The sequence below is a fragment of the Saccharothrix sp. CCNWYY140 genome (genome assembly GCF_037401995.1).
Lineage (GTDB): Bacteria > Actinomycetota > Actinomycetes > Mycobacteriales > Pseudonocardiaceae > Actinosynnema.
In genome coordinates this window covers 92555-105033 of record NZ_JBBEGC010000005.1, presented here as the reverse complement: position 1 = coordinate 105033, position 12479 = coordinate 92555, and the positions used below count along the sequence as shown (strand labels likewise).

Below are 12479 nucleotides of genomic sequence, written 5' to 3'. Positions count from 1 at the left end.
GTCCTATCTTCACCTGTCCGGGCAACGGGTTTACGGGCTGTCAGTCCCGCTGCCACGGGTAGCGGGGCGCGACGATCTCGAACGAGTCCACCAGCCACGTCGTGCGGGCCTCGGGTTCGTCGTCGCGGGGGGCGGGTTTGCTGCCCGACGCGCGGACCCAGCGCGGTTCGCCCGGGTCGGGCAGGCGGACCGCGGGTGGTGCGTCGCCGAGGCGCACCCGGACCCAGAACCCCGATTCCACGGCACCGAGACTACGTTGATCCATAACACGATCGGGTGACCGGGGGAGGGTCGGATGAGTGCGCTGGAGGACATGGCTGCCCGTGCCGAGCGGCGCGAGCAGGCCCGGGACGCCCTCAAGCGGGAGCTGGCCGGCCGGGTCGTCGCCGGGCGGGACGGCAACGGGCTCGTCGAGGTCGGTGTGGACACCTCCGGAAAAGTCGTCGAAGTTGCCGTGAACGCGACGCTCGTCGCGCGCGTCGATCCCAAGGTGCTGGCGAACGCGATCTTGGAGGCCGCGACCACCGCCCAGCGCTCCGCCCGCGACCTGGTCGCGGAGCGGCGGTCCTACTACTTGGGTTCCTGAAGGGGGAGCAGGTGTTCACAGCCGACACCGGGCGCATGCGCGCCTCGGCGAAGCGGTTCCGGCAGGCGGGTGACCGCGTGGAGGTCGCGTCGGGTGCCCTGGCCGGCACGGAGGTGCGCGGCGGGGCGTTCGGCGAGTCCGGCCCCGGCCCGCGCACGGCGGCCGTGCTGGACGCGGCCGTCGCCCGCCGCACCGAGGGCCTGCGCCGCCGGCGGCACGGCCTGGCCGACATCGCCGACCGCATCGAGCGCGACGCCGACAACTACGACAACACCGACAATGCCAACTCCGGCGACATCACCCGGGCAGGTGCGCAGTGAGCCACCCCGCGATCCGCGCGGCGATGGACGCGTGCCGCGACCTCGACGCCGCCGCCGGCAAGTGCGGCGCGGACAGCCCCGTGAAGGCGTTGTCCCTGGTCGACTACGAGCCCGAGGCCGTGCGCGACTACCAGCACCAACTCGCGTCCGCCCGGGACGAGCTGGACAAGGCCATCGCCGAAGCCGAGGCCGCCCGCGCCGAACAGGGCGAGGCGTCCTCCGGCGAGGCTGCCGACGAGGCCGCCGCCGCCACCGACCGCGACCTGAACGAGCTGCGCGCCGAACGCGACCGCCTGGAAAAGATCATCGGCGAGGTCGAGCAGTTGGCGGCCGACCTGGACGGCCTGGCCGTCGCGACCGGCGCGGCGGCGACCGACGTCGCCCGGCGGCCGGAGGTGGTGGACGCGGTCCGGACCGTGCTGGACGGGAGCTGGGTGGAGGACACCTACGGGGCCGAGGAACTCGAGCGGGCCGAGGGGGTCGTGCACGCGGCGGTCGGCGAGATCGTGCGGCTGTGCGTCGAGAACGAGCGCCAACGCGACGCCCTGACCGACCAGCTCGAAAGCAACCTGGAGTCCGCGGAGTCCGGCGTCGGCAGCGGTGGGGCCGAGGCCGGCGGCGCTGAAGCCGGTGTCGGCAGCGGTGGGGCCGAAGCCGGTGCCGGGAGCGGCGGCGCGGAAGCGGGGGTCGGCAGCGGTGGCGCTGAATCCGGTGGCGCGGTGGGCGGCGACCGCGGCCCCCAGCAGGCCAACTGACCAGAGGGGCCGCCCCCACGGGATCGGGGGCGGCCCCTCGCCGGTCCGTCAGGCCGTCTCGGGCACGTCCTGGCGGGCGTTCGCCAAGGCCAGGCCCGTGCGCAGCGCGCCGACGGCCTCCGCCACCGCCTCCCGGAACACCCCGCCCACGCCGAGGATGTTCGCGTACCCGTGGAACAGGCCCTCGTGCCGCCGCAGCACCACCGGCACGCCCTGCTCCGCCAGCTTCGCCGCGAACGCCTCGCCCTCGTCGCGCAGCGGGTCGAAGCCGGCCGTCGCCAGGTACGTCGGCGGCAGGCCGCTGAGGTCCTCGGCCAGCAGCACCGACAGCCGCGGGTCGGCGTGCGAGTCGCGCGAGGGCGCGTAGTGGTCCAGGAACCAGTCCATCTTCTCGTCGGTCAGGAAGAACCCCCGGCCGAACAGCTCGCGCGAACGCCGCCGCACGGTCGCGTCCACCGCCGGGTAGAACAGCAGCAGGAACACGGGCCGGACCTCGCGCGCGTGCAGGGCGGTCACCGCCGCCAGGTTGCCGCCGGCGCTGTCGCCGCCCAGCGCGATCCGCGCCGGGTCCACCTTCAACTCCGAAGCGTTCGCCACGGCCCACGCGAACGCGGTCTGCGCGTCGTCCGCCGCCGCCGGGAACGGGTGCTCGGGTGCCAGCCGGTAGTCCGCCGACAGCACCCGCACCCCGGCCTCCACGGCGAGGAACCGGCACAGGTTGTCGTGGCTGTCCAGGTCGCCGCTGACCCACCCGCCACCGTGGTAGAAGACCAGCAGCGGCGAGCCCTCGGCCAGGCCGTGCGGCGTGTAGAACCGGCCGCGCACGCCGTCCATGTCCACCGCGCGGACCGTCACGCCCTCCACGACCGGGCCGCTGACCAGTGCGGTGCTCCTGGTCAGGGCGCTGCGGTTGGCGGCGGGGGTGGTGGTCGTCCACTCCTCGCCGGACAGCCGCTGCAACCGCAGGATCAGCTGGGCCTCGGGGTGCAGGCGCTGCCCGTCCAGCACGATCGGGCGGCCGATGACCAGGTTGCGCAACGGCCGTGGCAGGGCGAACGCGAACCGCAGGGCGCCGGCGACCAGACCGGTGGGAACCGACTCGGCGAGCTTCGACATGCAACGCACGTTACTAGCGGGTAGGTCCCGAAGCCAGGATTGGACCTCGACCTAGGTCGAGGTGGCAGGATCGGACACCATGACGGTCACGGTGGTGGGCATCGGCGGGTCGCTCCGCCCCAACTCGCAGTCCGAGCGCGCGATGCGCATCGTCCTGGGTGCGGCGGCCGACGCGGGCGCCAAGACCATCGAGGTCGCCGGACCCGACCTGGTGCTGCCGTTCTACGACCCCGCCGTCCCGGACCGCCCCGACAACGCCCGCCGCCTGATCGACGCCCTGCGCATGGCGGACGGCGTGGTGCTGGTCTCGCCCGGCTACCACGGCACGGTGTCCGGCCTGGTCAAGAACGCCCTGGACTACGTCGAGGACCTCCGCGAGGACGAGCGCCCTTACCTGCACGGCCGCGCGGTGGGCTGCGTGGCCGCCGCGCACGGCTGGCAGGCGGCGGTGACCACCCTGACCGCGCTGCGCTCGATCGTGCACGCCCTGCGCGGCTGGCCCACCCCGTTGGGCTCGGCGATCAACTCCCGCCAGGTCGACTTCGACCTCGAAGGCGGCTGCTCGGACGCCACGGTCGCGGACACTTTGCGCACGATCGGGCGACAGGTGGCGGAGTTCGCCGCGTCACAGACCCGTTAAGCGGTTCTACTGGACGGGTACTTCTGCGAGGGGCGTGAGCTGCCACACGAACGGGTGTGGTTCGGCCTCGGCCGGGTGTTGGGGAGATCAGGAAGCCTCAACCACCAGCTCAAAGGAGAGCGTTCACCATGCAGGTGCTCTACACGGCGGAAGCCACCGCGGCGGGCGACGGGCGCAACGGCGAGGTCCGGTCCTCGGACGGCGTGATCGACGAGCAGCTCGCCACGCCCAAGGAGCTGGGCGGCCCCGGCGGCGACAAGACCAACCCGGAGCAGCTGTTCGCGGCCGGCTACGCGGCGTGCTTCCACAGCGCGCTGAAGGTCGTCGCACGGCACGACAAGGTCGCGCTGGGCGAGACCACCGTCACCGCCAAGGTGAACCTCGGGCCCAACGGCAACGGCGGCTACCAGCTGGCCGTCGACCTGCACACGCACATCCCGGGCGTGCCGCAGGACGTCGCCGAGGACCTGGTCGCGAAGGCGCACCAGGTGTGCCCGTACTCCAACGCCACCCGCGGCAACATCGAGGTGGCTCTCACCGCCACCGTCTGAAGGAGGCGTCCATGAGCAAGTCCCCGATCACCAGCCCGCTGACCGAGGCCGACAAGAAGTCCGTCGGCGCGGTCCTCCAGGCGACCCTGGTCGACTTGGTCGACCTGTCCCTGGTGGCCAAGCAGGCGCACTGGAACGTGGTCGGCAAGAACTTCCGCAGCGTCCACCTCCAGCTCGACGAGCTGGTGACCACGGCCCGCACCTACGTCGACGAGGTCGCCGAACGTGCCGCCGCCCTCGGCGTCTCGCCCAACGGCAAGGCGAAGACCGTGGCGGCGGGTTCGGGCGTGCCGGAGTTCCCGGACAACTGGCTCAAGGAGGAGCAGGTCGTGTCGGCGGTCGTCGGCGCACTGGCCAAGCTCATCGAGCGGCTGCGCGCGCGCATCGACGAGACCGACAAGTCCGACCTGGTCACGCAGGACCTGCTGATCGAGATCACCAAGCAGCTCGAACAAGCGCACTGGATGTGGCAGGCCCAACAGGCCTGACCCACCCGCTGGAACGCCCCGCCTCGCAGGACGCCGAACCCGGCGCCCGGCGAGGCGTTCCCGTTCCCTGCTCCGAGTTCCCCGTCCCGAGTTCCGCGCCCCGATCAGCCCCGACTGTCGTACCCCCGTGGGACGATGGAGACGGGGGCCGGAGGCCGCGCCCGAGCGCGCCGCGCCGAGCGCCACGCGCCTGTCGGACGAGCCTCCCGCGCCTGTTGGACGAGCCTCCCGCGCCTCCCACACGAGCCTGCCGCGTCCCTCACACGAGCCACCCGTGCCCTCTCACACGAGCCACCCGTGCGGTCCGACCAGCCCGCCGCGCTGGTCAGAGCACCCGCTGGGCGAACCTGACCTCCGCCGCCGTCTGCCGGATGGTCTCCGCCACCACGAGCGACCCGTGCCCGGCGTCGTACCGGTACACCTCGTACTCCGCCCCGCGCGCGGCCAACCGGTCCAGGTAGTTGTCGATCTGCCGGATCGGGCAGCGCGGGTCGTTCTCCCCGGCCAGCACCAGCACCGGCGCACGCACCGCGTCCACGTAGGTCAGCGGCGAGCACTCGCGGTACCGGTCGGGCACCTCCTCGGGCGACCCTCCGAACAGCGCCCGGTCGAACGCCCGCAGCGGCTCCATCTCGTCCTCGTACGCGGCCAGGTAGTCCGCCACCGGCACGCCCGCGATGCCCGCCGCCCACAGCGACGGCTGCGTGCCCAGCGCGAGCAGCGTCAGGTACCCGCCCCACGACGCGCCGTTGACCACGCACTTCGCCGGGTCGGCGAACCCGGAGGACACGGCCCACTCGTGCACCGCGGCCACGTCCTCCAGCTCGGTCAGCCCCGGCCGGCCCTCGATCGCGTCCCGCCACTTCGAGCCGTACCCGGTCGAGCCGCGGTAGTTCACGTGCACCACGGCGAACCCGGCGTCCAGCCACACCGCCCGGTAGGCCGAGAACCGGTCCTCGTCGGCCGCGTGCGGACCACCGTGCAGGCTGAACACCGTCGGCAGTGGACCGTCACCGGCGCCTTCCGGGCGTGCGACCAGCGCGTGGACGTCACCGACGAACACGTCCTCGAGCCCCACCGACGGCGGCGCCTTGTGCCCCTGCGGCGACAGCAGCACGCGCTCGTCGCCGTCGACGTCCAGCACCCGCACCACGCCGGGCTGCGCGGCGGAGGACCACGAGTACTCCACAGCGCCATCCGGGCGGACGTTCGCCGAACCGACCGTCCCGTGTGGAGTGTCCAAAGCGGACAGCGTGCCGATGGTCAAGTCGTAGCGGTGCAAGGTGTTCCGGGCCTGGAACGTGTGCACGACCAGCAGTGCCGACGCGTCCTCGTACCAGTCGGCGCTGATCTCGCCGGGCAGGTCGATCGCGATCTCGGTCTCGGTGTCCGCCGCGACGTCCCAGATCAGCAGCTCCTCCCGGCCGCGCCGCTCGTGCAGCACCAGCAGCCGGTTGTCCCCGCGCACCGGGCTGAACGCGATCGCGTCGAGGCCCTTGCCCGGCCCGTCCCACTTCTCGGCGACCTTGGTGCCGTCCGGGGTGACGACCCGCAGCGCGGCGTGCCGGTTGTCGCCGTGCTCGGAGTGCGCGAGCGCGACCAGCGTCTCGTCCTTGGACAGCGCGGCCACGCCGCCGTCGTTCTCGTGCTGGTAGATCACGGCCGCCGGCCCGCCGGACCGGGACACGTACACCGTGGTCCCGTCGTCGGTGGACGTGCCGACGACGACCACCTCGTGCCCGATCTCCAGCCCCGCCGGGTACGCGGCGGGCACGCCCTCGACGGCGTTCTCGGCGGTCCCGCCGGGCTTGAACGGCTCCCGCACCCAGACGCCGAACTCGTCGCCGTCGGTGTCGTTGAACCACCAGATCTGCTCGCCGTCCGGGCTCAGCGCCGCGTGGGACGTGCCGTTCGGGCGGTCGGTGACCTTGCGGTGGGTGTCCGCGCCGCGGTCCCACGCGTAGATCTCCCACACGCCGCTGGAGTTCGACAGGTACAGGCTGCGGTCCGGCGCGTCGTCCGCCCAGCCGGGCAGGCTCACGCGCGGCGCGGTGAAGCGGTCCCGCCAGCGGGTCTCGGCTTCGGGGTCGTCGAACAGCGGCTCGGGGACTTCGGCGGTCGGGTGCGTCGTCACCCCTCCGATCCTGCCGGCTGCCGCGCGGTGACCAGGTGGTAGTCCAGGAGACCGCGCCGCGCGGCACGCAGCCAGTTGCGGTCCCAGTGGTCCCGGTGCGGCCCTTGCGCGAGCCACCGGTCCAGGCCTTCCCACACGTGCGCGCCGATGCTCTCCGCCCGCACGTCCACGAACCCGGCCGCCCGGAGGTCGTCCAGGAAGCCCTCGACGGTGTGCGCGAGGTCCATCCCGTTCTCGAACGTCACCAGCAGCTCGCGCAACTCGGCCTCGGCACCGGGGGCGGCGAAGAACGTCGTCACCGCGAGCCGCCCACCCGGCACCAACACCCGCGCGCACTCCCGCGCGAACCCGGCCAGGTCCTCGAAGTGCTGCGCCGCCTCCACGGACAGCACGCGGTCGAAGGTGTCGTCACCGAACGGCAGGTCGTCCGCCGCGCCGACGGAGAAGAGGGCTTCGGCGTTGTTCCGCTTCGCGCGCTCGACCTGCTCCGGCACGAGGTCCACACCGTGCACGAGCCGCGGCCCGCGTCCGGCGATAGCCCGCGCCCCGATCCCCTGGCCGCAGCCGACCTCCAGGACGCGGTCGGTCGGGGTGACATGCAGGGTGTCCAGGACGGTGTCGTAAAGGGCCTGTTGGGCCGCGATGCGCTGGTCGACGGTCAGGGGGCCGTCGAGCGGGACGTCCCGCCAGTACCCGAAGTTGATGAACCCGCCCGCGAAGACGTGCAGGGCGGCGAGGTCACGCTCTCCGTAGGTCCGGCGGCGGACCTCGGCGCGGGTCGAGTGGTCTCCCATGCCACCGATCGTGCCGGGGTTTCAGTCCAGCTCTTCGGTGAAGATTCGGTCCAGGGTGCGGGACGCGCGCCCGAGGGCGTTCAGCGCGACCCCCAGGACGGCGACGGCAAGCCCGGCGACCACCCCGACCACGGCGTTCGAGACCACGGCCACGAGCCCGACGACGAGGAGGCAGACAACGGTCGAGGCGACGAAGCGCACCCAGCCGGTGGAGGTCGGTTTGGCCGCGGAGACGGTGCTCATGGGTGACTCCTCGCTGGAAGCGTCCGGGACCGATGCGTTGTCTCGGTGTCGCGTCGCCCCCGGCGGGTTGTTACGTTCCGTGAGTTGAACCGTCAACCTTCACTCGTATGGATTAACAGAAAGTGACCGATGCTCGGATAGTCACTACTTTACGTCAGTATGCGGCTACTAGGCCGAAAGTTCACTCCATCGCGTGGCCGTACCCCAGCGACCGCCTTGCGTTGTAACGCGATTACGGAGGGTCTCGACGCCGAAGTCAAAACCAAAAGGATCTCTTCCCGAGCTTCGCCACCACCGGGAACGACAAAAGGGCTGCCCGATGATCTCGGACAGCCCCTTCGACTGGTCGGGGTGACAGGATTTGAACCTGCGACCTCTTCGTCCCGAACGAAGCGCGCTACCAAACTGCGCCACACCCCGGTCTCGCCCGGCCTCCCGTGGGGGCCGAACGAGGAGAACTCTACCTGACGTTCCCACCCACTCCGAACCGGGTATCCCTTTCCGCCGCCGAACCGCTCTGACCTGCGTCGACAGGGCGCGGCACGAGGGTGAGCAGGCTGGCCTCCGGTGGGCACGCGAAGCGGACCGGGGCGTACGGGGACGTGCCCAGGCCGGCGGAGACGTTGAGCCACATGTGCGCGCCCCAGCGGGAGACGCCGCGGGCTCGGGAGCGGTCCAGGTCGCAGTTGGTCACGATCGCCCCGTAGCCGGGCAGGCGGAGTTGGCCGCCGTGCGTGTGGCCGGCGAGGACCAGGTCGTAGCCGTCGGCAGCGAACGGGTCCAGGACGCGCGGTTCCGGTGAGTGCGTGACGCCCAGGCGCAGGGCCGCCTCCGGGGCCGGGCCGGCGATGTCGGCGTAGCGGTCGCGCTTGAGGTGCGGGTCGTCCAGGCCGGCGGCGAAGATCTCCTGGCCGGCCACGGTGAACGTGTGGCGCTCGTGCGTCAGGTCCAGCCAGCCCCGCTCCACCATCGCGGCGCGCAGGTCGCGCCACGGCAGCGGGATGCCGTGGATGCGCTTGGTCTTCGCCGACGGCAGCAGGTAGCGGGCCGGGTTCTTCGGGCGCGGCGCGTAGTAGTCGTTGCTGCCGAACACGAAGACGCCCGGGCGGTTCAGCAGCGGGCCGAGTGCGCGGATCACCGCGGGGACGGCCTGCTTGTGCGCCAGGTTGTCGCCGGTGTTCACGACGAGGTCCGGTTCCAGCTCGTCGAGCGCGGCGACCCAGCGCTGCTTGGACCCCTGCCCCGGCATCATGTGCAGGTCCGACAGGTGCAGCACCCGCAGCGGCGCGGAGCCGGGCGCGAGGACCGGCACGGTGGCCTGGCGCAGCGTCCAGTGCCGGCGCTCGATGCCCGCCGCGTAGGCGAGCGTGGCCGTGCCGAGGGCGGTCGTGGCGAGCAGCGTTCGGCCGAGCTTGTTCACGACGTCGAGGGTAGGGGGTTGACCGGTTCGGGGTGCAGACCGGTGCCCGGTAACGTTTGCGCACATGGCGGAGCTCAAGGCGCGGTTGCAGGCGGATCTGACGGCGGCGATCAAGAACCGGGAGACGGTCCGGGCGGGTGCGCTGCGCATGACGCTGGCCGCGATCACCACGGAAGAGGTCTCCGGCAAGGCGGCGCGCGAGCTGTCCGACGACGAGGTGCTGAAGGTCATCACCCGCGAGGTCAAGAAGCGGCGCGAGGCGGCGGAGGCGTTCGCGGGCGCCGGGCGCGCCGAGCAGGCCGAGCTGGAGCGGTCCGAGTCGAAGGTGCTGGAGGACTACCTGCCGGCCCAGCTGTCGGACGACGAGCTCGCGGCGCTGGTGGCCGAGGCGGTCGCGGAGGTCGAGGCGGCGCTGGGCGACAAGCCGGGGCCGAAGCAGATGGGCCAGGTCATCAAGGCCGCCAACGCCAAGGTCGCCGGGCGGGCCGAGGGCGGCCGGGTGGCGGCGGCGGTGAAGGCCTCACTCGCCGGCTGAGCGTGAGGGCACGCAGCCTGCCGGCGCGGAGCCTGCCCGGCTGGGCGTGAGAGCTACGGAGCCTGCCGGCTGGGCGTGAGGGTCGAGCCGGGCTGCTGAGAGGCGAGCCCCCAGCTGGGTGGAGGTTGAGCCTGCCGGTTGATTCGCGGCGCCGGCCTCCGGCCCCCGGTTTCCATTGTCCCACGGGGGTACGACAAAAAGGGCACGACGGGAGCGGGGCGCGGCCAGTGGCTGCGCCCCCCTGTCATAGCCGGCGGACCGGGGTGGTCAGCGGCGTGGTGGGTCTGTGGGCAGGGTGATTTGGGGTGGGTCGGTGGGCCTGCCGTTGCCCGGTGGTTGTGGGTCGCCCGGGGCCGGTGGGTTTTGGGAGCTCGTCTCCGTCGGGGCCGGCGGCGGCACGTAGCCCGTCGACACCAGCAGGGTCACCACCGTCCCGCGCAGTGCCGAACCGCGTGGTGTCTGGCCGACCACCGTGCCCTTCGGCTGTTCCGAGTTCCGGTTCGACACCGTCACCTTGTAGCCGGCTTCCTCCAGGATCCTGGTGGCGTCGTTGACGTTGCGGCCGACCACCTCGGGGATCTGGATCTCCTTGCCGCCCTTGCGGTAGCGCTCGTCCACCGGGGGCAGCTCGCGGCGCGGCAGGCCCTCGTGGACCTTGGTCATGGTGGCGAACCACGTCCTCGCCGGGACCGTGCCGCCGTAGATGTCGCCCTCGCCGCACAGCCTGGGCGGGCCGCCGTTGACGCAGATGCCGCGGGGGGCGGTGCCGTCGTTGAAGGTCTGCACCGCGCCGGCGAAGTCGGGGGTGGCGCCGATGAAGGCCGCCGACTTGTAGTCCTCCGTGGTGCCGGTCTTGCCGATCACCGGGCGGTCCCACTTGACGCCCTTGGCCGCCGCCGCGGCGGTGCCCTGGCCCTGGTCGTCCTTGCTCAGGCCGACCGCCAGGCCGTTGGCCAGGCCCTCGGCCACGACCTGCTCGCACGGCGCCTCGTTCACCGGCACCGGCTGGCCGTTGCGGTCGGTCACCTTGCCGATCGGGGACGGCGGGCACCACATGCCGCCGCTGATGATCGTCGCCGCCACGTTCGCCAGCTCCAGCGTGCTCACCGGCGCGGGGGACAGGGTGAACGACGCGTTGCCGCCGTTGGCCTTGTAGAACTCCGTCTGCGACACCCGCAGCCCGTTCTCCTTGGCCTTCGGGTTGGGCCGCTCGCCGGCGAGGTTGGTCGCCATCGTCTCGCGCATGCCCAGCCGGGACGCCATGTCCACGACCGGGTCCATGCCCAGCTGCTCCTCCAGGATCACGAACCCGGTGTTCGGCGAGGTCTGCAACGCGGTCTGGAGGTTCATCTGAGGCGGGTAGTTCGACGACGCGTTGCCCAGGCAGTACCACCGGGTGCCGGGCTCGCCGGTGGACGGGCACTTGTCGCCGCCGCCCTTGAACACCCGCGACACGTGCGAGTTCGGCGTGGCCATCGTGTTCTCGATGCCCATGCCCTTCTCCAGCGCCGCCGCCGCGGTGAACACCTTGTAAACACTGCCCGCGCCGAACTTGTTCTCCACCCCGGACGGGAGGTCGTAGGTGGTCTGGAACTGGTCCGCCTTCAGGCCGTAGTCCCGGTTCGCGACCAGCGCCAGCACCTCGTGCCGCTCCCGGCCCGGCCGCACGACCGCCATCGTGTTGGCGATGCCCTCGGTGTCCTTGGCGACCTGCCCCTCGGCGGCGGCCTTGGCGTGCGAGGTGATCGTGCGGTCCAAGGTGGTCTGGATCGTGTAGCCGCCGGTCTTGAGCTGTTCGAGGCTGAAACCGTTGCGCTGCAAGTAGGTCACCACGTACGAGCAGAAGAACCCGTTCTCCGGGCCGGCCCCGACGCACCCGTTGGGCGGGGTGCGCACGGGCGTCGCCAGGCCCAGCGGCTCCTTCTTCGCGGCCTCGGCGGCGTCCTTGGACAGCTTGTCGTTCTCGACCATCTTGTCGATGACCTGGTTGCGCCGCTCCAGCGCCTTCTCCGGGTACGCCTCGGGGTTGAGCGCCGACGGGCTGTTGACCATGCCCGCGAGCACCGCCGCCTGCGGCACGGTCAACGCGTCCGGCGTGGTGTTGAAGTACGCCTGCGACGCCGCCGCGATGCCGTAGATCGTCGAACCGAACGGCACGACGTTCAGGTACCGGGCGAGGATCTCCTCCTTGCCCAGCTTGCGTTCCAACTGGAGTGAAATACGCGCCTCGCGGGCCTTGCGCGCAATGGTCTGCTCTTGGGCTTTTTGGGCCTCGACCTGGTTGTTCCGCGCGACCACGTGCACGAGGTAGTTCTTCACGTATTGCTGGGTGAGCGTGGAGGCACCCTGCGTGACCGCGCCGCTGACCTGGTTGGTCAACCCGGCCCGGATCGTGCCCCGCCAGTCGACGCCCTGGTGCTCGTAGAACCGCCGGTCCTCCACGGAGACCAGCGCGGCCTTCATCGTGGGCGAGATCTTCTCGGGCGGGACGAGCACGCGGTACTGGTCGTAGAGGTACGCGATCGGCGCGCCGTCCTTGTCCGTGATCGTCGTGATCAGCGGCGGGTCGGTGGTGACCAGGTCGGCCGAGATGCTGTCGACCGTGTCACTGGCTCTGTTGGACACCAGGCCCAGCGAGCCCACGACGGGGAACATCATGCCCGCGAGGAGCACCCCCGCGAGCAGACACAGGCCGAGCAGTTTGAGCACGCCGTTCCTGGCCCTCATGCAGGTCAGGTTACCCAGGCCACGTCCAGGTGAGACGGGTCGCGGGGCATTCATTACCCAGGATGAGTACGAGTACTCAAGACAGGTAACAGGTGGGCAACCCAGGGTTGGAGGTGGAACCGGAAGGCTCTACAGTCCGTCACTGTCCAAGACAGCAGCCGACGGCGGAA

14 protein-coding genes and 1 tRNA gene are annotated in these 12479 nt (G+C 71.6%); 7 read left to right on the top strand and 8 right to left on the bottom strand.

Annotated elements, in window-relative coordinates; all coding sequences use genetic code 11:
- Positions 1 to 40: 40 nt before the first annotated feature.
- Positions 41 to 241 (bottom strand): hypothetical protein, encoded by a 201-nt coding sequence (locus WBN91_RS04875; RefSeq protein ID WP_337722715.1) that lies wholly within the window; start codon positions 239 to 241, stop codon positions 41 to 43.
- A 54-nt stretch (positions 242 to 295) separates the two neighbouring features.
- Between WBN91_RS04875 and WBN91_RS04870 the strand changes: the two genes are divergently transcribed.
- From WBN91_RS04870 to WBN91_RS04860, 3 genes are read left to right on the top strand one after another with little or no spacing between them, the layout of a single operon-like run.
- Entirely contained in the window at positions 296 to 586 is a 291-nt protein-coding gene (locus WBN91_RS04870; RefSeq protein ID WP_337722714.1) for a YbaB/EbfC family nucleoid-associated protein, read from the top strand.
- An 11-nt stretch (positions 587 to 597) separates the two neighbouring features.
- Positions 598 to 906 (top strand): type VII secretion target, encoded by a 309-nt coding sequence (locus WBN91_RS04865; protein ID WP_337722713.1) that lies wholly within the window; start codon positions 598 to 600, stop codon positions 904 to 906.
- On the top strand, positions 903 to 1661 hold the full coding sequence (locus WBN91_RS04860; RefSeq protein WP_337722712.1) for a hypothetical protein: 759 nt from the start codon (positions 903 to 905) through the stop codon (positions 1659 to 1661). Before WBN91_RS04865 ends, WBN91_RS04860 begins: the two co-directional genes overlap by 4 nt.
- A 48-nt stretch (positions 1662 to 1709) precedes the next feature.
- On the opposite strand, the gene WBN91_RS04855 is transcribed toward WBN91_RS04860, so the two are convergent.
- A complete protein-coding gene (locus tag WBN91_RS04855; RefSeq protein WP_337722711.1) occupies positions 1710 to 2777 on the bottom strand; it encodes an alpha/beta hydrolase in 1068 nt (355 codons plus the stop codon).
- Positions 2778 to 2856: 79 nt separating this feature from the next.
- Here WBN91_RS04855 and WBN91_RS04850 point away from each other — a divergent pair, with 79 nt between their 5' ends.
- The 3 genes from WBN91_RS04850 (at position 2857) to WBN91_RS04840 (ending at position 4456) form a co-directional block, all read left to right on the top strand.
- Positions 2857 to 3417: an NADPH-dependent FMN reductase gene (locus WBN91_RS04850; protein WP_337722710.1), complete on the top strand. Its 561-nt coding sequence runs from the start codon at positions 2857 to 2859 to the stop codon at positions 3415 to 3417.
- A 128-nt stretch (positions 3418 to 3545) separates the two neighbouring features.
- Positions 3546 to 3968 (top strand): organic hydroperoxide resistance protein, encoded by a 423-nt coding sequence (locus WBN91_RS04845; protein ID WP_337722709.1) that lies wholly within the window; start codon positions 3546 to 3548, stop codon positions 3966 to 3968.
- Positions 3969 to 3979: 11 nt separating this feature from the next.
- Complete coding sequence (locus tag WBN91_RS04840; protein ID WP_337722708.1) at positions 3980 to 4456, top strand: Dps family protein; 477 nt, start codon at positions 3980 to 3982, stop codon at positions 4454 to 4456.
- Between the two features lie 325 nt (positions 4457 to 4781).
- Here the strand turns inward: WBN91_RS04840 and WBN91_RS04835 are convergent, their stop codons facing one another.
- From WBN91_RS04835 to WBN91_RS04815, 5 genes are all read right to left on the bottom strand, one after another.
- The gene (locus WBN91_RS04835; protein ID WP_337722707.1) at positions 4782 to 6590 is read right to left on the bottom strand and encodes a S9 family peptidase; all 1809 of its coding nucleotides are present in this window, start codon (positions 6588 to 6590) and stop codon (positions 4782 to 4784) included.
- On the bottom strand, positions 6587 to 7384 hold the full coding sequence (locus WBN91_RS04830) for a class I SAM-dependent methyltransferase (RefSeq protein WP_337722706.1): 798 nt from the start codon (positions 7382 to 7384) through the stop codon (positions 6587 to 6589). The genes WBN91_RS04835 and WBN91_RS04830 overlap by 4 nt, the downstream gene beginning before the upstream one ends.
- A gap of 21 nt (positions 7385 to 7405) precedes the next feature.
- Positions 7406 to 7627: a hypothetical protein gene (locus WBN91_RS04825; RefSeq protein WP_337722705.1), complete on the bottom strand. Its 222-nt coding sequence runs from the start codon at positions 7625 to 7627 to the stop codon at positions 7406 to 7408.
- 343 nt (positions 7628 to 7970) lie between these two features.
- Positions 7971 to 8047, bottom strand: a tRNA-Pro gene (locus tag WBN91_RS04820).
- Between the two features lie 40 nt (positions 8048 to 8087).
- Entirely contained in the window at positions 8088 to 9047 is a 960-nt protein-coding gene (locus WBN91_RS04815) for a metallophosphoesterase (RefSeq protein ID WP_337722704.1), read from the bottom strand.
- Positions 9048 to 9111: 64 nt separating this feature from the next.
- On the opposite strand from WBN91_RS04815, the gene WBN91_RS04810 reads away from it, so the two are divergent.
- Entirely contained in the window at positions 9112 to 9582 is a 471-nt protein-coding gene (locus WBN91_RS04810) for a GatB/YqeY domain-containing protein (protein WP_337722703.1), read from the top strand.
- A 267-nt stretch (positions 9583 to 9849) separates the two neighbouring features.
- Here the strand turns inward: WBN91_RS04810 and WBN91_RS04805 are convergent, their stop codons facing one another.
- Positions 9850 to 12309: a transglycosylase domain-containing protein gene (locus tag WBN91_RS04805; protein WP_337722702.1), complete on the bottom strand. Its 2460-nt coding sequence runs from the start codon at positions 12307 to 12309 to the stop codon at positions 9850 to 9852.
- Between the last annotated feature and the right edge of the window lie 170 nt (positions 12310 to 12479).

What these genes read in the sequence shown, in the direction of transcription:
- WBN91_RS04870 (WP_337722714.1), top strand. Translation starts at nt 296, where the DNA reads ATGAGTGCGCTGGAGGACATGGCTGCCCGTGCCGAGCGGCGCGAGCAG.
- WBN91_RS04855 (WP_337722711.1), bottom strand. Translation starts at nt 2,777, where the DNA reads ATGTCGAAGCTCGCCGAGTCGGTTCCCACCGGTCTGGTCGCCGGCGCC.
- WBN91_RS04850 (WP_337722710.1), top strand. Translation starts at nt 2,857, where the DNA reads ATGACGGTCACGGTGGTGGGCATCGGCGGGTCGCTCCGCCCCAACTCG.
- WBN91_RS04845 (WP_337722709.1), top strand. Translation starts at nt 3,546, where the DNA reads ATGCAGGTGCTCTACACGGCGGAAGCCACCGCGGCGGGCGACGGGCGC.
- WBN91_RS04840 (WP_337722708.1), top strand. Translation starts at nt 3,980, where the DNA reads ATGAGCAAGTCCCCGATCACCAGCCCGCTGACCGAGGCCGACAAGAAG.
- WBN91_RS04830 (WP_337722706.1), bottom strand. Translation starts at nt 7,384, where the DNA reads ATGGGAGACCACTCGACCCGCGCCGAGGTCCGCCGCCGGACCTACGGA.
- WBN91_RS04825 (WP_337722705.1), bottom strand. Translation starts at nt 7,627, where the DNA reads ATGAGCACCGTCTCCGCGGCCAAACCGACCTCCACCGGCTGGGTGCGC.
- WBN91_RS04810 (WP_337722703.1), top strand. Translation starts at nt 9,112, where the DNA reads ATGGCGGAGCTCAAGGCGCGGTTGCAGGCGGATCTGACGGCGGCGATC.
- WBN91_RS04805 (WP_337722702.1), bottom strand. Translation starts at nt 12,309, where the DNA reads ATGAGGGCCAGGAACGGCGTGCTCAAACTGCTCGGCCTGTGTCTGCTC.